Origin of the sequence: Kordiimonas lipolytica, from assembly GCF_042651265.1 — a bacterium.
Classification (GTDB): Bacteria; Pseudomonadota; Alphaproteobacteria; order Sphingomonadales; family Kordiimonadaceae; genus Kordiimonas; species Kordiimonas lipolytica.
This window is the reverse complement of record NZ_JBHSCR010000017.1, coordinates 15,837-40,643: the sequence shown is the minus strand read 5'-3', so window position 1 is coordinate 40,643 and position 24,807 is coordinate 15,837. Positions and strand designations below refer to the sequence as shown.

Sequence of the window (24,807 nt, the reverse complement as noted above, 5' to 3'; positions counted from 1 at the left end):
GGAGTGATCGCTTATATGGGCACTCTAGCAGAATAGGGGGCGCAGGATATTGACCAAAGGCAAACTGGCGCGTCAGGGTGCGGGCAAATTCAGCAGTGTCCGTGGTTCGTGGATGTCGCGCTGGGTTGTCAGATAGAATTTGTTATATGGGCTGCGGGCAATGCGAAGCTTTTCCCGTTTGTCGCCACTTTTGACATAATAGACAAACCGCCCGCACTGAATGCCGTCAATGGCATCCGCGATCGGGATGGGCAACAGGGTATCGCCGTAGCTGCGCACATAAAGGTGCGTTATTGCTTCGTAAGGATTTGCACCGTCGCGTTTCCCGACGGCATCAACGTCATATTCACTCGCCACGCCAGGCCTCTCATAACTGGGATGTTGGTTGCAGGTGCCTGATGGTACTCAGAACAAGCCTGATACCGCTCACTATAGCTGCCAGACCTTGATGCCCGGTTACGAACTGCGCCGCATTTATTTAAAATTGCCCACGCCTTTGGCGCGCATAAAAGAAGGGCGACCCCACCAGAACCGGGGCCGCCCTAAAAAGTCTCTGTGCGTTTTATCGTTGGTTATTCTTTAGTCCAGGTCGAACTTAATGCCTTGTGCCAATGGCAGCTCGCGGCTGTAGTTCACTGTGGACGTCTGGCGGCGCATGTAAGCGCGCCATGCGTCTGAGCCGCTCTCACGTCCGCCACCGGTTTCTTTTTCACCGCCGAACGCGCCGCCGATTTCAGCGCCAGAGGTGCCGATGTTGACGTTAGCGATGCCGGTGTCGGAACCGCTGTGCGAGATGAAAGTTTCCGCTTCACGCACGTCGGTGGTGAAGATGGCGCCGGACAGGCCTTGTGGCACGCCGTTGTGCATGGCCATGGCGTCGTCGAAGTTCTTGTACTTCACGATGTAAAGGATCGGCGCGAAGGTTTCTTCGCACATGCTTGCGGATTGCTCAGGCATTTCAACGATGGCTGGGTTCACATAGTATGCGTCACCATATTCGTCTGCGAGCGCACGGCCGCCACCGAATACCTGGCCGCCTTCACCGCGGGCCGCTTCAAGGGCGCGTTCCATGGCGTCGAAAGAGGCCTTGTCGATCAGCGGACCAACCAGCGTGCCTGGCTTCAGTGGGTCACCGATGCGGATGCCTTCATAGGCTTTCTTCAGGCGTGGCACCAGGTTGTCATACACGTCTTCGTGCACGATCAGGCGGCGCGTGGAGGTGCAGCGCTGGCCGGCAGTGCCGACAGAGCCGAAAACGATGCCCGGGATCGCCATGTCCAGATCAGCAGAAGGCGTAACGATGATGGCGTTGTTGCCGCCCAGTTCCAGGATAGTCTTGCCGAAGCGCTCGGCAACCCGTGGGCCAACTTCGCGCCCCATACGGGTGGAACCTGTTGCGGAAATCAGCGGCACGCGGGTGTCGTCCACAAGCTGCTCGCCAATGTCTTTCATGCCAACGATCACGGAAGACAGGCCTTCTGGCGCGTCGTCGCCGAATTTCTCAACAGCGCGTTCGAAGATTTTCTGGCACGCCAGCGCGGTCATCGGGGTCTTTTCGGATGGCTTCCAGATGCATGGGTCGCCGCATGCGATGGCAAGGGCTGTGTTCCAGGACCAAACAGCAACCGGGAAGTTGAAGGCGGAAATGATTCCAACAGGGCCAAGTGGCTGCCAGTATTCACGCATGTGGTGGCCTGGGCGCTCAGATGCGATAGTCAGGCCGTGCACCTGGCGGGAAATGCCAACCGCGAAATCGCAGATGTCGATCATTTCCTGAACTTCGCCTTTGCCTTCCTCGAAGATCTTGCCGCATTCAGCAGATACAAGCGCGCCAAGGGCGTCTTTATATTTGCGCAGCTCTTCGCCCAGCAGGCGAACCAGCTCACCGCGGCGCGGGGCCGGAACGGCGCGCCACTTCTTAAAAGCTTCGGTTGCCGCTGCGATTTTGGCATCAACCGTATCTTTGGTGTCCATGGTGACGCGGCCCATCAGGCCACCGTCGATTGGGGAGAAAACGTCGAGATCGCCGTTTTCAAACTCTGCTGGATTGATATCCAGATCCTTCAGGATGTCAGCAACACGTGCCTGCATCGATACTCTCCTTGGGTATAGAACTATTTGCGTCGAAGACCCGAAAGCGTGGCCGTTGGGCCGATGGCTTCCTGGTCAATGGTGATTTCAATCAGCGCCGGTTTGCCCGATTTGCGGGCGGCTTCCAGCGCTGGGGCGAAGGCGTCTGTGCTGTCCACGCGGGACGCATGAAGGCCGAAGCTTTCGGCCATCGCCACAAAGTCCGGGTTTGTCAGCTCGGTGCCTGAAACCCGGTATGGATAATCGCGTTCCTGATGCATGCGGATGGTGCCGAACATGCTGTTGTTGAACACGAGGAAGATAACATTGGCGCCGTAGCGCGCGGCAGTCGCCAGTTCCATGGCGCTCATCATGAAGCAACCGTCGCCCGCGCAGGCGATGACGGTCTTTTCAGGGTGAACGATCTTGGCGGCGATTGCGGCCGGCACACCGTATCCCATCGCGCCTGATGTGGGCGCAAGCTGGGTCGGGAACGCACGGTAACGGTAAAACCTGTGCAGCCAGGCGGCATAGTTGCCGGCGCCGTTACAGAAGATGGAATCCTCAGGCAGCACCTCGCGCATATGCTCGTAAAGCTTCGCGACCTGCACGTTGCCCGGATTCTCATTCGGGGTGGTCCAGGCCTCAAAGTCCGCGCGGGCTTCTGCCGTCTGGCTCGCCCACTTGTCGCGGCCTTCCAGCACCATGTCCTTGAGTAGTGGCGCGATGGTCTGCGGTGTGGCGTTGATTGCCAGATCCGGCTGGTACACGCGGCCCAGTTCCTCGGCCCCCTGATGCATATGGATCAGGGTCTGGCTTGGTACTGGCACGCTCAGGCGCTCATAGCCGCCGGTCGTCATCTCGCCAAGCCGTGGGCCCAGCACCAGGATCACATCTGCGTCCTGCATGCGCCCCACCAGCTTCGGGTTCGCGCCGATGCCCATGTCGCCGATATAGTTCGGGTGGTTGTTGTTGAAGCGGTCCTGACAACGGAAAGACACGCTGATACCCAGATTGTTCTTTTCCGCAAAGGTCTGGATGTCTGCTACGGACTGGTTGTCCCAGCCGCTGCCGCCCAGCATGACAAATGGGCGCTCAGCCCCTTCCAGAAGGCGCTTAAGCTCAGCCATGTCGGCGCCCCCAGGGTGCGCCAGCGCGGGCTTGTAGGGCAGGCATTCCTGTGCGTCACACAGTTCACGCAGCATGTCTTCGGGAAGCGCCAGCGCCACAGGGCCTGGGCGACCGGATGTGGCGACACGGAAAGCGCGGCCCACATATTCGGCCATGCGTGACGCGTCGTTGATTTCTGCCGTCCATTTGGTGACTTCGCTAAGGAAGCGGCGATAGTCGATTTCCTGGAAGGCTTCGCGCTCTACCTGGTCGGCCGCTACCTGGCCGATGAACATGATCATCGGGGTGCTGTCCTGGAAAGCGGTATGCAGGCCGATGGTGGCGTGGGTCGCCCCGGGGCCGCGGGTCACAAAGCAAATGCCTGGCTTGCCTGTCATCTTGCCGTAAGCTTCCGCCATGTTGGCAGCCCCAGCTTCATGGCGGCAGGTGATGAACTTCAGCTTGTCTTCAGTGCCGTGGAAGGCGTCAAGCGCCGCCAGATAGCTTTCGCCCGGCACGCCAAAGGCGGTATCCGCGCCGTTTGCGATCAATGCGTCGATCAGCGCCTGGCCACCAGTGATCTGTTTGTTTGGCATAGCCGTCATTCCTAGATCTCGATATTCTCTGCCCGCAGGGTCACACCCTGGTCCATAAGTCCACGCAGCCATACCCTGGCTTCTTCAGCATCCGTCAATGCCGCGTGCACACCAGGCGTAAAGACGCCCCGGCGAACCGCTTTGATGGCCTGAGCCACGGTCAGCGACACGGTGCGTGCCATGGCGGTCTGCCAGCCGCTGCCCACTTCGTCAAGGGCAAGCGACGCGTGCCAGATCACCTCATCGTTATCGCCCCGCACGGTTAGCGCCACATACATCACCACGCGGTCTTCTTCGCCTTCATCGTAGCTGTGGTCGCGCCACAGTTCTTCCGACAGCACCTTGAGACCGTCAGCGTCCAGCGTCTCCACCTTGGTGAAAATGTCTTTCCACGCTTTTTTCCAACCACCCTGGCGCAAAGTGCCGCGCACGAAGGTGTTCAGCTTTTCTTCACCCTCAAGGCCGTATTCCTCAACATAGGGCAGGCTGTTCCGGTTGGGGTATACCTCGAACGTCTCACCGTGGATTTCAAGGTCTGACACATCGTGCCATACCTTTTCCACCAGCTTTTCCTCACCGTTTTCAATGCAGCGCGCCGGGTTTGTCAGCGCCTTCAGCACACCAAAGGGCGTCCAGGAAAATTTGTAAGTGAAATCGGTCTTGGCTGCCGGGATGCCGCCGCAGTGGGACACGAAATCCACCTTGTGGCCCTTGCCCAATACGCCAGCGTCGCGCGCGGCGGTTACCAAAATATGGGCGAACAGATGGTCGATGCCCGGGTCCAGGCCCACCTCATTCACGAACGACAGGCCGTGTTCTTTCGCTGCACCATCCAGCGCGCGCATGGCTTCGTCAACATAGCTTGAGGTCACCACATGGGCGCCGCACTCCAGCGCGATATCCGCCATGGCGATATGCAGTGTGGCCGGCAGCATGGAAACGATCACGTCGCCTTCGTTCACATGGTTCTTGAAGTTTTCAACCGACCCGCGGTCACCCAGGTTAAGTGCGCTGAACTTCAGGCTTTTGCCTTCCGGCATCTGGGCCTGCAGCATTTTCGCGCGGTCGTCCGACATGTCCCAAAGGGTGATGTCTTGGGTTTCAGAGGCGAGGGCAATAAGGCCAGGCCCGGATGCGAGGCCTGCGCCGATCCAGTGAATATGTTTCTGTGTTGTCACGTTATGAAGCTTTCTTCTTAACCATTGCGTCGCAGGCGCTCTGGAAGGCCGCGTCGCAGTTCCGCCATATGTCGTTTGTGGTCCGCTCGGGCAGCGCCTTCAGGTAGGGCAGCAAAAGCCCCGCGAACTCCATGCTTGCCTCTGTTGGCAAGAGGGACGGCAGGTTGTCAATGGCGATCAGATCCAGCCCATCAACCTTTACGGCAGGCGCGGCCCAGCTGGTGGGCTCGCCATAAAGCGGCAGCGGGTTGAAATCGCTGAACGGGTCGCAGGACACGTCGGAGATCACGCTCAGGCGGTGATCACCCTTCAAGTGTTCCTTGGTCAGGAACGGCGGAATCTGGTGCGCAACAAAGGCGCAGTTGATCAGGATGTCATGATCCAGTATCGCCTGGCGGTCGAGGTTCGCCGTCTCCTTGCGGCCCCATTTGGTAACCTTCACGCCGTGGCGCTCCAGAATTTCAGCCGCGCCCCTGCCGCTGCGGCCGCCCGCGCCGATCACAAGCGCCGTTGGTGTCTTACCGCCAGACGCGCTTTGGCGGATCAGGGCGTCAAGGGCTTCGGCGCTTTCAAACGGGGAAAGGCCCTTGGCAATATAGGATGCCCGCCCGGCCTGCTTGTCATGCCATTCCAGAAGCGCGAGAGCGGCCCCCATATAGCCGGCCCAATAGCCAAACGCGACAACGCGCTTGCCGTCGTTTTTGGTCATATATTCGATATCAAGAAGAGACCCGTGGCCATTCAGGAAACGCGTCAGCAGTGCCTGCCAGCCGTTTTGCTCCTTGTAGGCATGGGCGAAATAAATATGCGTATGCTTGAGCATCTCAGGCGCCTTCGGCAGCTCCTTGAGGCCCAGGATCACGGCGTCCTTCGGGGCGTTTTCCCACGCGCCGGGCTCTGCCATCGTGCAGCCCGCAGCTTCATATGCAGCGTTACTGATGATGCGTTTTTCGGATTTCTCGACGACAACCTCAAAGCCTGCCTCGATCAGCTCCTTTGCTCCCTTCGGGAGTAGCGGCGTGCGCCGCTCGGTGGTGCGGGCTTCTTCGCGAAGCCACAAAATCTGTTTTCCCATTCCGCCACTCATTTACTGATTATGGTGTCCCTTTTGGCAAGTTTATGCGTGAAAGTGATGGCCTGAAATAGCGATATGGTATATACATTCCGTCAAATTAACGGAAAATATCAATTTTTTCCGTTAAAATGATTATGGGCTGATTTCTGCGCTGCGAGGTAGATTTGGCTGAAAGGATACAGTGAACATGGATGCGACAGACGAGAAACTCTTGAAGCTTCTGACAGCTAACAGCCGGGAGGGAACCTCGTCGCTGGCGCGTAAGCTGGGGCTGTCGCGCTCGACGGTGCAGGACCGCATCAACAAGCTGATCGACCGCAAGATCATTGCTGGCTTCACGGTGAAGACCCACCCGGATTATGAAGGTAAGCTGATCTCCGCCCACGTGCTCCTATCGATCGACCAAAAGTACGCCCAGCAGGCCATTGGGCTGATGAAAACACGGCCGCAGATCAAAACGCTCTATGTGGTCTCTGGCGCTTATGACCTGATCGCCATCGTCAAGGCCCCGACGATGGAAGAGATTGACCAGACGCTGGATTTCATCCTGGCGATCAACGGTGTGAACAAGACCAACACATCCCTTGTCCTGTCGGCAAAAAAGGAAAGCTGATCATTACACAGGCGCCTCACCCAAGCGTGAAGAGCAGTGAATGGCGAAGGCTCCGCTGCAGTGTTAGGGAAACAGGTAGACACAGGAATCACTAACGGAATACGCTGGTACCCATGACAGGAAAAAGCACCTTCACGCCAAGCCCGCAAGTGGCGCTCAAGCTTCGTGAACAGGCGGCATATGGCACACCGCACCCTGTGGCACCGGGCGTTCAGATGGTGCTGGCGGACAACCCGAAGGACTATACAGGGCCCGGCACAAACACCTATATCGTGGGCGAGGAGCGAGTCTGGATCATTGACCCCGGCCCTGATGACGTGGCCCATGTCCGCGCGGTGCTGAAAGTGATCGGCGAGCGTGAGGTTGGCGGAATTTTTGTCACCCACACCCATCAGGACCACAGCCCGGCGGCGCATCATCTGGCGCGCATCACTGGCGCCAAGACCTATGGTTTTGGCGCGCTTTCGAGTGACGTTCTGGCTTTCACCGATGAAGATGTGGATGCGGATTTCAAACCCGACGTGGCGCTCGCGTGCGGCGGTGTGGTGGGGGACGACGACTGGCAGATCATGGCCATCCATACGCCCGGGCATTTCCCCAATCATCTGTGCTATGCGCTGCCGCACAAGGGCATGCTGTTTTCGGGCGATCATGTGATGGGCTGGTCCACAACTGTTGTGGTGCCGCCCCTTGGGAACCTCTCGGAATATATGGAAAGCCTGGACAAGCTGGAGGCCGGTGGCGCGCGGCTTATGCTGCCCAGCCACGGCCCCGTGGTAGAGGGTGCAGTCGCACGCATCCGCGAAATCCGCGAACACCGGCAGGAACGCCATAGGCAGATTGCAGCGTGCCTGAGCCGGGGCATCCGGTCACCTGCCGCAATTGTGGAAGAGATTTATGAAGGCCTCACCCCGCGTCTTCTTGAGGCGGCCGAAGGTTGCGTGCGCGCGCACCTTGAGTTGATGGAGGCGGACGGAGAAAAGCTGCTGTCCGAAGCGCGTGAAGGCATGCAGGAACAGGTTGTTCACACCGTCTGACCAAACGCCCCTACCATCATCAGAACGTCAGCGTGAAACGGGCACCGCCGCCTTCGCGTTCGTCCAGGCTTACGGACCCACCGTGTGCGATCATCACCTGCCGCGTCAGTGCAAGCCCCACGCCGCTGCCTTCCCGCTTTGTGGTAAAGAAGGGCACGAAGATCTTCTTGGCGATCTCCGCGGGCACGCCTGGGCCATTATCGCTTAGCTCAATCACCACATGCCCCCGCCGGTTCAGCCTTGCAGCCATCCAGACCGTCGCGCCCTCCACGCCGGCCAATGCCTGCTCAGCATTCTGCAGCATGTTTATGAGTATCTGTTCGATCATGTCGCGGTCCGCCGTGACGTCCAGCTGCGACGGTTCAATTTCGGTCACAACCGTGATGCCCTTTTCTTCCCATGATTGGGTTGAAAGGCTGCAGACATCCTTAAAGAGCGCATCAATACGGATCAGCGTTTTCTCTGGTGGCGGCAGGCGCGTGAGCCGCCGGTAGGAGGAGACAAACTGCATCAATGCGTCTGACCGGCGGGCGACCGTATTGACCGCGTCGCGCACATCGCCGAGTTCATCCACCACATCCGGGTTATCGGTCACCTTGCCTGCCGCGTCTTCCACAAGGTCCACGGCTGTTTTCGCGAGACTCGCAACCGGGGTGATGGAATTCATGATTTCATGCGTCAACACGCGCACCAGGTCCTGCCAGGCCTGCAACTGGGCCAGATCAAGTTCGCTCTGGATATCCTGCAGGCTGACAAGTTTTTCGGCGCGCCCGCCGATAATGATCTGGGTGGCGGCGACGGCGAGCTTCTGCTCGGTGCCGTCCACGCGGAAGGCGGTCAGCCGTCGCTGACCGGCGGCCAATTCCACGATCTCTTTTTCAAATTCAACGCCGAATTGCCTGAGATCAGCCAATTTATTGACGTGGGTGCTGCCGAAGAGGCGCCTTGCGGCATTGTTCCAGATGGTCACCAGCCCATCGCCGTGGAGCGACAGCAACGGCACCGGCACATGCTCCACCAGCGCCTTCAGGTGTCTGAGCTCCTCTTCCTGGCCGGCGCGAACCGCCTGGAAGCGGCCTAAAATGTCAGTGAAGGTGTCGCCCAGTTCGCCAAAGCCCGCGCCGAGGCCATGCAAATTGAAACGCTGGCTAAAGTCAGCATAGCGTGCTGCTTCCAGAAAGCGGCTGATTTCTGCGTTTGTTTTGGAGACGAAACGAAGCACTTCATATGTCAGGAAGCTGATGACCAGCGCCGCCAGCAGGGTGGCTGCATGAAAGCCGGGCGTGGTGATCAGGTAGGTCAGCAGGATCAGCATCAACATGATCAGGATCAGGCGGCCCGCCAGCAGCAGGCTGAATTTCTTAAAGCCCATGCTTTTCCATCCTTCTGTATAGTGCCGCGCGAGTCAGGCCCAGGTCCTTGGCTGCGTGGCTGATGTTGTAGCGATGTTTCTTCAGTGCCTGCTCGATAGCGCCGCGTTCCAACCGCTCTAGATTCAGGTCGTCCGTCGCGCCCGTTTCAGTGGTTTCGGGCGCTGGTGCAGTACTGCGTTCGGCGACCGCACCGGGCTGGTTGGGCTGGGCTTCGAACTGAAAATCGCTGCCGGTGAAGGTGTCTGTTTCGCTCAGGATCACAGCACGTTCGATCGCGTGCCTTAGCGCCCGCACATTGCCGGGCCATCCATAGGCCGTGATGGCAGCCATGGCGTCGTCGGAAAAGGCTTTTTCCGGCCGGCCATATTTGCGGCAGTAAAGGGCGGCATAATGCTGTGCGATTTCGGGGATGTCCTCAGGCCGTTCGCGAAGGGCAGGCAGGTGGATTTCCACTGTGTTCAGGCGGAACAGAAGGTCCTGCCGGAACACATCTTCATCGCGCAGTCTTGCGGGCGCCACGTTGGTTGCGGCTATTACCCGGACATTGATGGGGATGCGCTTGTCTGAGCCCACAGGCGTGACATGACGCTGTTCGAGAACGGTCAGCAGCTTGGCCTGCAGGTGCAGAGGCAGGTTGCCGATTTCATCCAGAAACAGGGTGCCGCCGTCTGCCGCCTGCAACCGCCCAATGCGGTCCTCGCGGGCATCAGTGAAGGCGCCTTTCTTGTGGCCGAACAGCTCGCTTTCAAAAAGCGTTTCTGTAACGGCCCCCAGGTCAACGGACATGAATACCTGATCCGCGCGGTTTGATTGCCTGTGCAGCTCGCGCGCGACCAGTTCCTTGCCCGTGCCGTTTTCGCCCAAAATCAACACATTGGCATCCGTTGGCGCTGCGCGTTCGATCATGGAAAGCACATCGCGCATGGGCTTGCTGTCGCCAAGGATCGGTTGCTTGGGCTCACTTGCGGCCTTCGCAAGCGTGCGGTTGGTTTTCTTGAGTGCGTCAGCCTCCGACCGGCTTTGCCTGAGCTTCACGCTGGCAGACAAGGTCGCGACCATCTTTTCATTCTGCCACGGTTTGGCGATGAAATCGGTGGCGCCCTGTTTCATGGCTTCCACGGCCACGCCAACACCGCCGTGAGCCGTGATCATCACCACCACAGCCTGGGGATCGATCTCAAGGATTTTCTTGAGCCAGACAAAGCCCTGCGCGCCCGAGGATTCACCGGGGCCGAAATTCATATCCAAAAGGATGGCATCGAAACTGTCGTTCGCCAGCAGGCCTGGGATGCGTTCCGGGTTGTTGCAGGTTTCCACCGTTCCATAGTGGCGTTTCAGCAGAAGCTTGCCCGCAACCAATATATCCTCGTCGTCATCGACAATCAGGATTTTACCTTGTTTTTCGCTCATATAACCTCGCCCCATATTCTCTGGCTTTGTTCGAAACCGTACACAGAGTGTTCGATTTCGTACAGGCAAAAGTGTTCGATTTCGAACATCTTCAATCTGCCTTGGCGGAAACCTGCGGCTTTCCGCGTCTGGCACAATGCTTGCGCATAAGTCATGCCAGAAAGGCGCGAGGCCTTCGAACCGGGCACGACAGCCGACGGTAGATGGAATAAGAAAATGGGTACAGTGACAGACATGGAACAAAAAAAAGAAGCCGCTAAGACCATCTCCATGCAAGGGGGGACAACATCCGGACCGAGAACAGCAGCTGGATCAAGGGGCGCATCAGGCGCCGTATCCGGTTCCGGTATGGATCGCCGCGTAGAAAAGAAGAAAACACCCTGGAAAAAGGTTGGCATCGCCGCGGCCGCGGTGGTGGTGATCGGTTTTCTGGCCACGATCGTGATGGATGCATCCGGCGGCCGCAGCTTCCGGGTGAACGAGGACCGGATTGTGGTTTCGACCGTTTCCACCGGCACGTTCGAGGATTTCATTCCTGTGCGCGGCCGCGTGACGCCGCTGAAGACCGTGTTCCTGGACGCTATCGAAGGCGGCCGGGTTGAGCGCGTTCTGGTGGAAGACGGCGCCATGCTCAAGGCCGGCGACATGATCGTTGAACTTTCGAACACCGGCCTGCAGCTGGATGTGACCCGGAACGAAGCGCTGGTGACCGAGCAGCTGAATAACATGCGCACCATTGAGCTGCAGCTGGAGCAGAACCGGCTGGATCATAAGCGTAACATCGTGGAAATGAACTATCAGATCAAACGCCTGGAGCGCCAGGTGGTGCGCGAGCGCGAACTGATCAAGACAAACGCCATTTCCCAGGCGCAGTTGGACCAGACGGAAGACGAGCTGGAATACTATCGGAACCGTCTTGAGATCACGCTGGAAAGCCAGAAGACAGACGCAGAAATGCAGGAAACCCAGCTGGCTTTCCTGAAAGAGAGCGGCGAGCAGCTTGAGAAGAACCTGAAGCTTGCGCGCAAGAACCTGGATGCGCTGAACGTACGTGCGCCGGTGGACGGCAAGCTTTCCGGGTTTAATGTGGAGATCGGCCAGAGCATCAACCGCGGTGGCCGCCTGGGTCAGATTGATGACCCGGACCGCTACAAGCTGACTGCAAACATCGACGAATTTTACCTGGGCCGCGTGGACCTGGGCCAGGAAGCGACTTATGAGCGCGGCAGTGAAGCCTATAAAATGCAGATCGCGAAAATCTATCCACAGGTCCAGAACGGCCAGTTCGAGGTGGATTTCGTGTTTGAAGGCGACGGCCAGCCTGACGGCATCCGCCGCGGCCAGACGCTTCAGACCAAACTGACCCTTGGCGACGCGACAGACGCAGTGCTGATCCCGAACGGTGCCTTCTTCCAGGACACGGGCGGCAACTGGGTGTTTGTTGTAAGCCCGGACGGCAGCCAGGCCATCAAGCGCACCGTGCGCCTTGGTCGCCGCAACAGCCGCTTTATCGAGGTGCTTGAAGGCCTTGAGGTTGGCGAGCGGGTTGTCACTTCACCCTATACCAGCTTTGTGGACATGGACCGCCTGAAGCTGTCTGGCGAATAAGCCAGAAGGCGAATAAGCCAAAACGAAAACCAGGTCCGAGTTACGACAGTTGAGGAAACGCCCACCCATAAGCCTGAAAACAGGCAGGGCAGAAGCAAATGAGGAAAGGATCAAGAATGCTCAAGCTTCATAATCTTTCAAAGGTTTACCGTACAGACGAGGTAGAAACCGTGGCGCTCAATAGCGTCAATGTGGAGATCGCAGCAGGCGAGTTCGTGGCCATCATGGGCCCGTCCGGTTGCGGTAAATCCACACTTTTGAACATTATCGGCATGCTCGATAGCCCATCTTCGGGCGACTATATTTTCATGGAAGAAAATGTGGCCGGCTATAACGAAGCCAAGCTTTCGAACATCCGCAAGCAGAACATCGGCTTCATCTTCCAGTCGTTCAACCTGATCGACGAACTGACGGTTGAAGAGAATATCGAGCTGGCGCTGCCCTATCATAACATTCCGGCATCTGAACGCCGCGAGCGCGTGGCACATGTGATGGACAAGGTGGGCATCGCACACCGCGCCAAGCATATGCCAAGCCAGCTTTCCGGTGGTCAGCAACAGCGTGTGGCAGTGGCCCGTGCGGTTGTGGGCGACCAGGCCATGATCCTCGCGGATGAGCCGACCGGTAACCTCGACAGTGCCCACGGCCAGGAAGTCATGGAAATGCTGCAGCAGCTCAATGAAGAAGGCACCACGATCGTGATGGTGACGCACAGCCCGGCCCATGCCGACTATGCCCGCCGCACCATCAACCTGTTTGACGGCCATGTGGTAACCGAAAATCTGCGCGCGGCTGAATAACAGCCCAAAAACAAAAAGAATAAAGACACGACAGCGGGAGAACGAAAATGTTCCAGAATTATATAAGTGTCGCGCTCAGGAACCTGATCAAGCACAAGCTTTATAGCGCCATCAATATTGTCGGCCTTGCGGTTGGCCTGGCAGCCTGTGTGTTGATCATGCTTTTCGTGCGTGACGAACTTTCCTATGACAAGCAATGGGCGAATGCAGATGAACTGTATCGCCTCCACACGACATTCAGCATTCCGGGCCGCGAGCCTTTTATTACCGTAGTGGCGCAGGGGCCAACCAAGCATGCGCTCAAGAATTTCTTCCCTGAGGAAATCGAGCGCGTTACGCGGTTCAATAACATGTGGCCGGTTTTGCGTTACGGCGATGCAGTGTTCTCGGAAGGCATCATGTGGACAGACCCTGAAACGGTCGACATGTTCGATTTCAAGGTGGTCTCAGGTGACCTGCGGGCAGCCATGAATGATAATGCCAGCCTTGCGGTCAACCAAAGCTTCGCAAAGAAGCATTTCGGTGATGCAGACCCGATTGGCAAGGTGGTTACCATCAATAACTACCAGGTTGAACGGGACTACCGTGTTGCAGCCGTCTTTGAAGACCTGCCGCACAACACGGTTCTGGACTTCCAGGCGATGGCCATGATCGACGAGAAGGATTTCGTCAATCAGGGATGGGAATTCGCAGACTGGTTCAGTGTGAACAACTATGTCTATTTCCAGCTGAAGGATGGCGCTTCAATCGATGTCATCAACGATCGGTTGGCGGATTTCACCAATGCCAATATCAGCATTCCTGGCCAGTTCACTGGTGGCAGGGATGTCGACGCGTCTGATTTTATCACCTATTCAACGCAGGCAATGCCGGAAATTCAACTTGATCCACGCAGCCCTAATGGCGGCGAGATGAAGCCAACCGGCAGCATGGCGAATGTTCTTACATTCTCGGCAATCGCGGGGCTGATCCTGCTGATTGCGTGCATCAACTTCATGAACCTGGCGACGGCCAAGTCCACACAGCGGGCTCGCGAAGTAGCGATCCGTAAGGTGATGGGCGCACGCCGTGGGCAACTGATTATGCAGTTCCTGGGCGAATCTGTGCTTCTGGCGCTTATTGGCCTGACGCTGGGCATTGTTCTGGTTGAACTGTTCCTGCCGTCCTTTGGCGAATTCCTGAACAAGGAACTGGTGTTTGATTACACTGACGGCGTAACGCTTGCGATCCTGATTGGCCTGGTGATGACGGTTGGCGTGTTGGGCGGTGTCTATCCGGCACTGATCCTCTCCGGCTTCCTTCCGTCCCGCGTGTTGAAGGCGAACAAGTCAGCGGAAACCAGTGGTTCGGCGACGCTCCGCAATGTGCTGGTGGTGCTGCAGTTCACCATCTCCATCGCGCTGATCGTGGCGACCAGTGTTGTTTATGGCCAGAAATTCTATGCCACCAACATGGACCCGGGATTCAACAAAGATAACCTGATGGTGATCAACAATGTTGGACGTGCGGGCTTTTCCGACAAGCAACAGGCCTTCAAGGAAGAAGTGTTGCGCCTGCCGGGTGTTGTCTCTGCGGCCTATTCCTCAGACGCGCCAGCCAGCGGGAACGAAAGCAACCGGTCTGTTGAAATTCCGGGCAGCGATGCTGGTTCCATCCTGATTGGTACCCAAAGCATCGATTATGAATTCCTGGAAACTTACCAGATTCCGCTTGTTGCGGGCCGGAACTACAGCCGTGATTTTGCGACAGACGTTATGCCAAGTTCGGAGAATGCCACAGAAGGCGAAATCCAGAACGGTGCCATTGTTGTCAATGAAGGCGCGTTGCGCCGGTTCGGTTTTGGTGATGCAGAGCAATCTGTTGGCCAGGTTATTCAGGTTGGTATCGGCGATGGGGCCCTGGCCCATCTTGAGATTGTTGGTGTTATTCCAGATACGCACTTCCAGTCGCTCAGAAGCGTGATGCGCCCGGAAATGTATTTCCTGGAGCCAGACAACTACCGCAGCCTGACGATCCGTTTCGAAGGCAATGGTGCGGATCTGGCAAACCGGATCGAAGGTGTCTGGAAGTCGATGGTGACGACTGTGCCGTTTGACTATCAGTATGTGGACGAGCGCATGGCCCGTGAGTTCACCGAGGAGACCAACCAGTCAATCCTGCTCGGGATCTTTTCTGCCCTGGCCGTGATTGTTGCGTGCCTTGGTCTTTACGGCCTGGCGTCCTTTACGGCTGAGCGCCGCACGAAGGAAATCGGCATCCGTAAGGTTTTGGGTGCCAGCGTGATGGACATCATTCGCCTGCTGATCTGGCAGTTCTCCAAGCCTGTTCTCATCGCCAATCTGATTGCCTGGCCTCTGGCCGCCTGGGGCATGATGTCGTGGCTGGAGAATTTCCCATACCGGCTTGATACCTGGGTGTTGGCACCGCTTTGCCTGTTCGCGGGCTTCGTGGCTCTGATGATCGCCTGGGTCACAGTGGGCGGTAACGCCGCCAAAGTTGCAAGGTCGAACCCGATCAAGGCGCTGCGGTACGAATAAGGCGCCTGGCCAAAAGACGGTTGCGGGCCTGCGTGGGTGGGCCCGCCACTCCAAAAAAAGAATAAAGACCGCGAGAGACGGCTTTAACGACAGCTTCGAGGAAAACATGTTCAAGAATTACATGACAACTGCGATCAGGAATCTGCTTAGACACAAGCAGTACACGCTGATCAATATCTTCGGTCTCGCCGTCGGCCTTGCGGCCTGCATGCTGATCCTTCTTTATGTGAATTTCGAGCTGTCCTACGACCGCTGGATTCCTGAAAACGACAGGGTCGTTCGGCTGGGGACCAACTTCTTTAACGACGCGGGCGAACCAAACGGCCAGTCAGAAGTGGTGCCGCCGGTTACAGCGCCGCTGTTCGGTGAACAGCTGGATGAAATCGAACTGTTTACCCGCTTTCTCCATAATGATGTCGCGATTGCCGTGGATGGCCGAGCGTTCGAGCAACAGATTACAGCCAGCGATCCGGGCGTGTTTGAGCTGATGGGCATCAAGCTTTTGGCGGGTGATCCGGCGACGGCGCTCAGTGACCCGGAATCCCTTATCCTCAGCAAGAGTGATGCGGAAAGAATTTTCGGTACCACCGATATTTTGGGCCGCGTGGTCAAGGTGGACGGCCAGCACAATATGAAAATCACCGGCGTGATGCCGGATTGGCCAGCCGCCTCTGACATCCAGGTCAAGGCCCTTGCGCCTATGGGCAGCCCCATGCTTTCCCATATGCCCTGGCTGCAAACCGAATGGGGGTCCTTTTGGGGGCCAACATACGCGCGGCTGAAGGAAGGTGTCACGCTTGACCAGCTGGCGGCGTCGATGAACGCGCTGGCGCGCCGAATCGGGCCATCCCGCCGTTTTCAGGAGCAGATCGACAAGGGGCTGACGCCAACGTATGTCTTCTATGCTGAGCCTGCGGTGGAAGCACACCTTAAGGGGGCAGATTTTGACCCGGGTCGCGGCAGCATGGCAACGCTGATTTCAGCGGGTGTAGTGGCCTTCCTGATCCTGGTGATTGCGGCGATCAATGTGTCCAACCTCGGGGCCATGCTGGCGCTCAAGCGTGTGCGCGAAGTGGCCGTCAGGAAAGCGCTTGGTGCCGAAGGGCATCATCTGATGCTCCAGGTGCTGGTGGAATCCATCTCGCTGACCCTGCTTTCCATGCTGATCGGGGTGGTTTTTGCGGAAGTCCTGCTGCCCACATTCAGCGAGCTGATGAACAGGCCACTGAACAGCAGCCTGATCTATAGCCCGGGCATCATGGCGGCGCTGGTTCTGGGGGCCTTGTTTGTGGGCGTGCTGAGTGGTCTTTACCCAGCGCTGGTGGCCATGCGCTTCCGGCCAGTTGACTATCTGAACGGCATCAAGCCGCAGCTTGGTAACCGGTTCCGCAATATCCTTATCGTTCTCCAGTTCGCGGCCACCATTGCGCTTTTGGCAACCTGCCTTGTTGTGTTCCTGCAGGCCAGATATGCCGCGCACCGGGATTCCGGGTTCGATAGTGCCCAGCTTGTGGAAATCAGCGGCATCGAACGCCCTGTGGTGCTGGAGCGCCAGCAGGCTTTCCGTGACGCACTCGCCCGCATTCCCGGTGTCGAGGCTGTGGCTGCGTCCCACGGCATGCCGGGGCATGACTATAATAACCAGAACGGCCTGACCCGCAGCGACGGGAAGATGGTCGTGGTGCGCCGTTTCGCGGTGTCGGAGGACTTGCTGCCGATGCTGGGCGTTGAGCCGATCGCCGGTCGCCTGTTTGACAAGAACCGTCCGGCGGATGCGATTACGGCGCCCGACAGGGGCGCTTCCGGCGCCATCATTATCAATGATCTGGCGCTCAAGGAACTTGAATTCGCAACGGCTGAGGAAGCGATTGGCCAGGAAGTGACCACCTGGGGCGACTTCCGCTCTGAAATCATTGGTGTGGTGCCAAACCTGCGCACCCGCTCGGCCAAGGCGGAAGCAAGCCCGACATACTATTGGATTGGTCCGCATGAATATCGTCACATTGTGCTGCGCGTCAGCCGTGCGGATATGGCAAGCACGCTGGACAAGGTTGATCAGGCCTGGCGCGAGTTTTTTCCAGACCTGCCGGTCCGCCGCCAGTTCGTGGACGATGCCTTCGCCAAATATTATGACACAGAGCGCCGCCAGGGCTGGCTGCTTCTGTTCAGCGCAAGCGTCATGACTGTGATTGCCGTGATGGGCCTTTATGGCCTGGCCGGGTTGGCAACGGAACGCCGCGCCAAGGAAATTGGCATCCGCAAGGTGCTGGGGGCGAAAAGCCGTAACATCGTGAAGCTTCTGTTGTGGCAGTTCTCCCTGCCGGTGCTCCTGGCCAATGTGATTGCCTGGCCGCTGGCCTGGTGGGGGCTCAGCCGCTGGCTTGAAAGTTTCATCGATCGCATCGGCCTGACACCGTGGCCATTCCTGGCAGCGGGCCTGTTGGTCCTGGGCGTGGCCTGGGCAACCATCATCGGCCATACGCTTCGAGTGGCGCGCGGCAGCCCGATCAAGGCCCTGCGGTACGAATAGAGAAAGCTTAATGGGCGCACAAAGACGCCCGACACTGAACGACAGCGGAGACTTTCATGTTTTTCAACTATCTCAAGACAGCGTCCAGAAGCCTGATGCGGCACAAGCTGTTCTCAAGCATCAATATCGTTGGCCTGGCTATCGGCCTTGCCGCGTTCATATTGATCATCCTGTTCGTTCGGGACGAATTCAGCTGGGATGGCCACTGGAGCCGGGCTGACGATGTCTACCGCCTTGAAAATACCTACCTCCGTGAGGGCCAGCCTGACAGGCCAAGCCCCAATGCCGTTGATCCGCTGAAGGATATTTTTTTCGATACCTTCCGCGAGGTGGAAGATATCACCCGCTTCATGGATGCCGGGCTGACCGTTCGCATGGGCGACCAACTGATGGCCCAGCAGGTGTATTTCGCTGATGCCAACTTTTTCGACTTTTTCGACGTGACGTTCATTGAGGGCAGCGCCGACACCGTGTTCGGCACGCTGTCGAACGTGGTGATCAGCCAGCGTACGGCAGAGAAATATTTCGGCCTCGCGCCAGCTCTCGGCAAGGCGATTTCGGTCCGCCTTGGGGACGAGTATCACGATTTCATCGTTAGTGCCGTGGTCGCAAACCCTGAAGGGCGCTCCGTGATCCAGCATGATTTCGTCGTGCCGTTCAATCGCGAATATTTTGTCGGCGCCCGCTGGTTCACTGAAGACTGGCGCTTCGCCCTTCGTGAAACCTATGTGCGGTTCGCGCCCGACACGAACATCGACCTGATCCGGGCAGAGCTTCCCGCCATTGTTGACCGCCACCTGCCGAAGGGTCAGCAGGGCCAGGAAAATGGACGCAACTGGTCGATGAAACTGAGCCTGGTACCCATGGGCGACATTCACCTTTATGGCAATGACGCAAACGCAGATCCTGACGTGCTTTACGGCTTTGTCGGTGTCGCGCTCCTGATCCTGATGATTGCGCTTGTGAACTTCCTTAATCTGTCGATGGCGCGCACGGCCCACCGGGCGCGGGAAGTGGCTGTGCGCAAGGTGCTTGGTGCCAGCCGTGCCCAAGTGATCCAGCAGTTCCTTGGGGAATCTGTGCTGCTGGCCTTCATATCCCTTCTGCTGGCGCTGACGATGGTGGAATTTGCCCTGCCGTACTATAACGAGTTCCTGTCTTCGATCATTGAGATGGACCTTTTCGGCGAACCGGCGCTTTTGGGCGCTCTCCTTCTGTTGGGTATTGGCGTCGGGGTAAGTGCTGGCAGTTTCCAGGCAACCTATTTCGCCATGCTGAAGCCGCATGATGTGCTTTATAGCAACACGGCCTCGGACAATGGCACGTCACGGCTGCGGCAGGGCCTTGTGGTGGCTCAGTTCGCGATTTCGGTGGCGTTGATGATCATTGCCTTCTTTGTCAACAAGCAGACAGACTATGCCCGCCAGCTGGACCTTGGGTTCAAGGCAGACGACCTGATCGTCCTTTCGGGCACCAACAACAGCCGGTCGAACGAGATCAAGCAGCGCCTGCTTGAAAGCCCGTTCATCAAGGCCGTCGGCCGGTCATCCGATGTGCCGACCGAAGGCAGCGAAGATCGCCTGCATATCCGCCCAGTTGATGGTGGCGAGCCTGTTATGCTGGACGGCCTGCCCACTGGGCCTGATTTCTTCAAGGCCTATGAAATTCCGCTGGTTGCCGGTCGGTACCTGACCGATACAGGCGCAGACGTCCTGCGCGACCGGGGCGAAAACCCTGAATATGCGCCTGCTGCCAATATCGTGATCAACGAAATGGGTGCGAAGCTTCTGGGTTTTGAAACGCCAGAGGCAGCAATCGGCCAGCAGATGCCTGCTGACCTCTCGAGCACGCTCAGGGTGGATGCCACCATTGTCGGTGTTGTGGCCGACTTCCATTTCGACAGCGCGCGCGATGTGATCCGTCCAGGCATCTACTATATCGATTTTGTCCGTAACTCGGACATGAGCGTACGGATTGACGCCCGCAACCGGGACGCAGCTATCGCCGCCATCGAGGACGCCTGGCGCGCCACTTACCCCGACGACATGCTGCTTTACCGCACCATGAGCGAGCTGGTGGAAAACCAGTATCAGACCGATGACCAGTTGGGCGACATCCTGACGGCCTTCACACTGCTGGCTGTGGCGATTTCCTGCATGGGTCTATATGGCCTGGCGTCTTTCACTGCAGAGCGCCGCACAAAGGAGATCGGTATCCGCAAGGTGCTGGGCGCGCGCCTCAGGGACATTGTCGCCCTGATGCTGTGGCAGTTTTCCAAACCCATCCTGGTGGCCAACCTGATTGCCTGGCCCGTGGCCTTCTATTTCCTGAGCGACTGGCTTAATGGTTTCGCCTACCGGGTGGAGCTGGGCTTCCTGCCGTTTGCAGTGATGGGGGTGGGCGCGCTGATGATCGGATGGCTGACAGTGGCCAGTCACGCGCTGGCAGTGGCCCGGCGTAACCCGATTTCGGCCCTTAGGCACGAATAAAATAGACAGTTCTGCCCGGACGCCTGGGCAGGACCATAAGAAAGCGAGGATACGATCATGTTCAGGAATTATCTGCTGACTGCCTGGCGGCATATCATGAAGAACCGGCTGTTTTCGGCCATCAACGTGTTTGGTCTCGCCATCGGTATGATGAGCTGTATCCTCATTCTTCTTTACGTGCGGGATGAGCTGACCTTCGACAAGTGGGTGCCGGAAGCCGACAAGGTGGTACGCATCCATTCGGCTTATTATGCGCCGGATCGGCCACCGTTCCTGACGGTGCGTTCAGCAGGCCGCATGATGGAGATGCTCAAGACCTACGCCAGTGCGGAGGTTGAGGAAGGCGTTCGCGTTCTGGTGAACGGCACGGCGATCATCAAGGATGATACCGCGTTCAATGAAGTTGTGACCTTTGCGGATGGTTCCTTTTTCAAGGTGTTCGATCTGCCGTTCGCGCACGGCGACGCGCAGACAAGCTTTGCCAATCCGATGAGCCTGGTGATCTCAGAAGACATGGCGATCAAATATTTTGGCCGAACCGATGTGGTTGGCGAAACCCTGGTGGCCTGCTGCCTGCAGAACAACCAGCTTGAGCTCAAGGTAAGTGGCGTTATCAAGAACCTGCCCCAAAGCTCTCACATGAATATTGATCTGCTCTTGCACATGGACCCAGCCATGTTCGATTTCGCGCCAAATATTCTGAACACCTGGACCAGTGTAAACACATACACCTATTTCAAATTGCGGGACGGCAAGACGGCGGCGGACCTGAAGGAACGCTATATAACCTGGATCGATACCGAGAGTCCCTTCACTGAACAAACGGGTATTCCCGGCAAGCCCAGTGACTTTATCAAGCCCAATGTGATGCCGCTTCTGGACCTGCACCTGCATGCCCGGAAGGACGCCGGCAATATGGGGGACCTGTCGCCCATGGGCGATATCAATATGGTCTATACCTTCTCGGGCGTGGCGCTTCTGATCTTGCTGATTGCTTCAATCAACTTCATGAACCTGTCTACGGCCAAGGCGTCCAAGCGGGCGCGTGAAGTGGCGCTCAGGAAAGTCATGGGGGCCACAAGGCGTCAGGTCGCGCTGCAGTTCCTTGGTGAAGCTGTGGCAATTGCGGCCCTGGGGCTGTTGTTCGCGTTCGTTGGCGTTGAACTGGCGCTGCCGCTTTATAATGAAGCGATCGACAAGAGCCTGACATTTGACGTTCTGGAGGATCTGCCGCTTCTGGTGTCGCTGGCGGGGGTTGCCGTTATTGTGGGGCTTTTGTCCGGCAGTTATCCGGCAGCCTTCCTGTCGCGTTTCCTGCCCGCCCGTATCCTGAAGGCGAACAAGTCGTCTGACGTCGGTGGGGCATCCACTTTCCGGTCGGCGCTGGTTGTGTTCCAGTTCGCTATATCAATCGGTCTGGTGATGTGCACGGCTGTCATATACGGGCAGACCATGTACGCGAAATCAATGGATGTCGGGTACCAGGCCGACGGGAAGCTGGCTGTGACAAGCTTTGGCACTGCATCAAACAGCGGGCAGGCTGAGGCAATCCGGCAGGCGCTTGCGGGCTTGCCGAACGTGACCAGTGTTGTCCTGTCATCCGAGGTGCCCAGCCAGGACAATGAAAACAACACCGGCTTCACGCTGTTGGACCGGACAGAGGGGTCCACCAGCGAAGACAGCGTGGTGCTGAACTATCATTCCTTCGGCTTCGGCTTTCTTGAAGCTTACGGCATTGAGCCGATCGCTGGCCGCACATTCGACCAATCCTTTGGCAGTGACGTCATCACGCCGATCCCTGAAGAGGAAGGCCGCATCGGAAATGCAAGTGTCGTTCTTAATGAATCGGCCGTTCGCGCAATGGGGATCGCGTCGCCGCAGGCTGCTATCGGAAAGACATTGCGGGCCGATGTGTTCCGGGCCGGGCAATATGACCTGACAATTGTCGGCGTGGTGCCGGACGTCTATTTCCGGTCGCTCAAGTTTGGCGTACGTCCTTCGGTTTACTGGGTGATGCCAAATGCCTTCCGGGTGGCGACGGTGAGTTTTGAGGGCGCCAATGTCGCTGATGTTGTTCAAAATGTCGAAGGTGTCTGGCGCCAGCATATGCCTCTGTCACCTATCGCTCATTCCTTTGTTTCAGACATGCTGGACGCCCAGTATGCCAGCGAAGACGCGCAAGCGAAGCTGTTTGCCGCTTTCTCGGGCCTTGCCATCATTGTCGCCTGCCTTGGGCTTTATGGTCTTGCGGCTTTCTCAGCCGAACAGCGCACCAAGGAAATCGGCATCCGCAAGGTGCTGGGCGCCCGCGTGATGGATATTGTCAGGCTTCTGGTGTGGCAGTTCTCGCGGCCTGTGCTGATTGCAAACGTCATTGCCTGGCCAGTTGGCTGGTATCTGATGTCAGGCTGGCTGGAAGGGTTCCAGTACCGATTGGATAGTGGCTTCATCATTGTCATGGCGCTTGTGGCCGGGGCGGTGGCGCTCCTGATCGCCTGGATTACGGTAGCGGGCCGTGCGGCCCATGTGGCGCAGGCCAACCCCATCCACGCCCTTCGGTACGAATAAACCAATCTCTCGCGTCACGAATGCCCAAGGCACTATGGTCCCGGGCTTTCGTTCGCAATACTTGGGGGAGTCCTATTCGGCTCCCCCTCTTTTTTGCGTGCGAATCGCATATTCGCGAGGCCGACAACTATTGCGGCAATAGTTGCCGGGAGGCAGTGCTCAAGAGGGTTCAGGCAGGTTCGCGGAAAACCCGAACTGGGCTGGAGAAGGCGCTGTTCCATTACAAAACAGGTGCTGCCCGCCATGGTAGTGTCTGCCGGGATCAAGCTATCTATACGGCCAGGCAGCAAGGCTTGCAAAGCGCTATGGCGGCATTGAAGGGCAGGATTTTTCATGGTTGCGCAGCTTGGCTGTGCTCAGAATAATTGATTTATTTCAATAGCTTGTAAGTATTTGATTGGCGTATCTCAATGGCTGTTGCAGCCACTGAAACAGTGGGCCGTCCGCATCCCTGCCAGATTGCTCGCCCTCATCTGGCGGGCAGAAGAAGGCAGGCGACAGAAGGAGTGCGCCAGTCTATGGCGCCTGAACCAAGGCCCTGAAAAACAAATACAATTTTAGCTAACATTTCCCCAATCGTTGACGAAATTCTCACGCCCTAGTGTCATTGTCACAGGCATCAGGCGTGTGTTGATACCGGTTTTAATCAGGCCCGGTTTAAGGATCAGGCAGGATTGGAGCCAAGAAATGGACTTTAATGCCGTGACATTAGTAGATGCAGTGCAGCTCGAGAAAATCGTTCTCGCCAAGCGCGTTGGCCAGTTTCTGGTCAAGGAGCAGGCGGAGGAAGAGCGCGCGACTGTTGAAAATGTAGCGCGCGTGCTGGCGCAGGACGTTTCCCCGCAGGTTCGGGAAGTGTTGGCGTTCGAGCTCAGGAAGTGCAAGGTCTTGGCACACGATCTGGCGGACAAGATTGCCCGCGATGTGGAAATGGTATCCGGCCCGTTTTTGGGCGAAACCAACGTATTTACTGACAAGGAATGGATGCGGCTGATCCCGGCGCTTGAAGAACATGCGCTGATTACGCTTGCTCGCCGGTCAGACCTGCCAGAGACGGTATCCACGGCTGTGGCAACCTACGGCAAAGAACGCAGCGTGACCACGCTGGTGCGCAACGACCGCACCGAACTGCCGGAAAAGGCGACGGACAAGGTTGTGGACCGTTTTGGCGAGAATGTTCGCATGATGGACCACCTGAGCGCCCGCCACGATCTGCCGCTCAGCGTTGTGGAGCGCATTGTCAACAAGGTGTCCACGCACTGCCGCGACACGCTGGTGTCCCAGTATGCCATCGATTCTGATGTGGCCGGCCAGATTGCGGAAGACAACAAGATCGATGCCCTGTGGGAGCAGCTCAAGAACGCAAGCGCCCCGCAGATCCATGCTTTTGTTACAGATCTCAGGAATGATCGCAGGCTTACCCACCTTCTGGTGGTGGAAATCGCTGATCGCGGTTCGTCGGCCTTCATGGAAAGCGCGCTGGCGCTTGAAGCCGGGCTGCCGGTTGGGCGTATCCGTGAAATCCTGACGCTTGAGGATCCGGCCGCATTCGTGCGGTTGATGCAAATGGCGAATGTCAGCAAAACCATGGCGCCGCGCTTCCTGAAATTGGCGAAGCGCTTTAACAGCCAGGTGGCCGAGACAATACAAGAAGAAGATAATGTCGTTCCACTGGCTGAAAAGGCCGGCGGTGCGGCGGCATAACCCTGAACCCCCTGCAGGGCGGCCCCACCACAGGTAGTCGGGCCAACGTCAGGGGACTGTTAGTTGAGAGTGCGTCGAGCTAAATATGGCCGACGTTAATATATTGTTT

At 57.5% G+C, this 24,807-nt stretch carries 16 protein-coding genes; 9 read left to right on the top strand and 7 right to left on the bottom strand.

The window, feature by feature from the left end; translation table 11 throughout:
* Positions 1 to 72: 72 nt before the first annotated feature.
* The 5 genes from ACFO5Q_RS15940 to ACFO5Q_RS15920 all read right to left on the bottom strand — a co-directional run bounded on the left by ACFO5Q_RS15940 (position 73) and on the right by ACFO5Q_RS15920 (position 6,029).
* Positions 73 to 357 carry a hypothetical protein gene (locus ACFO5Q_RS15940; protein ID WP_068146238.1) on the bottom strand — a complete coding sequence of 95 codons (285 nt, stop codon included), beginning with the start codon at positions 355 to 357 and terminating at the stop codon, positions 73 to 75.
* 222 nt (positions 358 to 579) lie between these two features.
* Positions 580 to 2,091 (bottom strand): L-piperidine-6-carboxylate dehydrogenase, encoded by a 1,512-nt coding sequence (amaB, locus tag ACFO5Q_RS15935; protein ID WP_068146234.1) that lies wholly within the window; start codon positions 2,089 to 2,091, stop codon positions 580 to 582.
* A 23-nt stretch (positions 2,092 to 2,114) separates the two neighbouring features.
* Positions 2,115 to 3,776, bottom strand: coding sequence for a thiamine pyrophosphate-binding protein (locus tag ACFO5Q_RS15930; protein ID WP_380084414.1), 1,662 nt, complete (start codon positions 3,774 to 3,776; stop codon positions 2,115 to 2,117).
* Between the two features lie 11 nt (positions 3,777 to 3,787).
* Positions 3,788 to 4,954: a saccharopine dehydrogenase family protein gene (locus ACFO5Q_RS15925; protein WP_082719798.1), complete on the bottom strand. Its 1,167-nt coding sequence runs from the start codon at positions 4,952 to 4,954 to the stop codon at positions 3,788 to 3,790.
* Between the two features lies 1 nt (position 4,955).
* On the bottom strand, positions 4,956 to 6,029 hold the full coding sequence (locus ACFO5Q_RS15920; protein WP_068146229.1) for a saccharopine dehydrogenase: 1,074 nt from the start codon (positions 6,027 to 6,029) through the stop codon (positions 4,956 to 4,958).
* A gap of 187 nt (positions 6,030 to 6,216) precedes the next feature.
* On the opposite strand from ACFO5Q_RS15920, the gene ACFO5Q_RS15915 reads away from it, so the two are divergent.
* The gene (locus ACFO5Q_RS15915) at positions 6,217 to 6,642 is read left to right on the top strand and encodes an Lrp/AsnC family transcriptional regulator (protein ID WP_068146225.1); all 426 of its coding nucleotides are present in this window, start codon (positions 6,217 to 6,219) and stop codon (positions 6,640 to 6,642) included.
* 113 nt (positions 6,643 to 6,755) lie between these two features.
* On the top strand, positions 6,756 to 7,679 hold the full coding sequence (locus ACFO5Q_RS15910; RefSeq protein WP_068146221.1) for an MBL fold metallo-hydrolase: 924 nt from the start codon (positions 6,756 to 6,758) through the stop codon (positions 7,677 to 7,679).
* A 19-nt stretch (positions 7,680 to 7,698) separates the two neighbouring features.
* Here the strand turns inward: ACFO5Q_RS15910 and ACFO5Q_RS15905 are convergent, their stop codons facing one another.
* Both ACFO5Q_RS15905 and ACFO5Q_RS15900 read right to left on the bottom strand, forming a co-directional pair.
* Positions 7,699 to 9,051, bottom strand: coding sequence for a sensor histidine kinase (locus tag ACFO5Q_RS15905; RefSeq protein ID WP_068146218.1), 1,353 nt, complete (start codon positions 9,049 to 9,051; stop codon positions 7,699 to 7,701).
* Positions 9,041 to 10,462 (bottom strand): sigma-54-dependent transcriptional regulator, encoded by a 1,422-nt coding sequence (locus ACFO5Q_RS15900; protein WP_197420998.1) that lies wholly within the window; start codon positions 10,460 to 10,462, stop codon positions 9,041 to 9,043. Before ACFO5Q_RS15900 ends, ACFO5Q_RS15905 begins: the two co-directional genes overlap by 11 nt.
* Before the next feature lie 216 nt (positions 10,463 to 10,678).
* Here ACFO5Q_RS15900 and ACFO5Q_RS15895 point away from each other — a divergent pair, with 216 nt between their 5' ends.
* The 7 genes from ACFO5Q_RS15895 to ACFO5Q_RS15865 all read left to right on the top strand — a co-directional run bounded on the left by ACFO5Q_RS15895 (position 10,679) and on the right by ACFO5Q_RS15865 (position 24,698).
* On the top strand, positions 10,679 to 12,070 hold the full coding sequence (locus ACFO5Q_RS15895; RefSeq protein WP_082719797.1) for an efflux RND transporter periplasmic adaptor subunit: 1,392 nt from the start codon (positions 10,679 to 10,681) through the stop codon (positions 12,068 to 12,070).
* Positions 12,071 to 12,186: 116 nt separating this feature from the next.
* Positions 12,187 to 12,870 (top strand): ABC transporter ATP-binding protein, encoded by a 684-nt coding sequence (locus ACFO5Q_RS15890; RefSeq protein ID WP_068146209.1) that lies wholly within the window; start codon positions 12,187 to 12,189, stop codon positions 12,868 to 12,870.
* Between the two features lie 47 nt (positions 12,871 to 12,917).
* A complete protein-coding gene (locus tag ACFO5Q_RS15885; RefSeq protein WP_068146205.1) occupies positions 12,918 to 15,407 on the top strand; it encodes an ABC transporter permease in 2,490 nt (829 codons plus the stop codon).
* Between the two features lie 106 nt (positions 15,408 to 15,513).
* Positions 15,514 to 17,937, top strand: a complete 2,424-nt coding sequence (locus ACFO5Q_RS15880; protein ID WP_068146202.1) for an FtsX-like permease family protein — start codon at positions 15,514 to 15,516, stop codon at positions 17,935 to 17,937.
* A gap of 56 nt (positions 17,938 to 17,993) precedes the next feature.
* Entirely contained in the window at positions 17,994 to 20,426 is a 2,433-nt protein-coding gene (locus ACFO5Q_RS15875) for an ABC transporter permease (protein ID WP_068146199.1), read from the top strand.
* Positions 20,427 to 20,483: 57 nt separating this feature from the next.
* Positions 20,484 to 22,994 (top strand): ABC transporter permease, encoded by a 2,511-nt coding sequence (locus ACFO5Q_RS15870; RefSeq protein WP_068146197.1) that lies wholly within the window; start codon positions 20,484 to 20,486, stop codon positions 22,992 to 22,994.
* A 687-nt stretch (positions 22,995 to 23,681) separates the two neighbouring features.
* Positions 23,682 to 24,698, top strand: coding sequence for a DUF2336 domain-containing protein (locus ACFO5Q_RS15865; protein ID WP_068146194.1), 1,017 nt, complete (start codon positions 23,682 to 23,684; stop codon positions 24,696 to 24,698).
* Positions 24,699 to 24,807 lie beyond the last annotated feature (109 nt).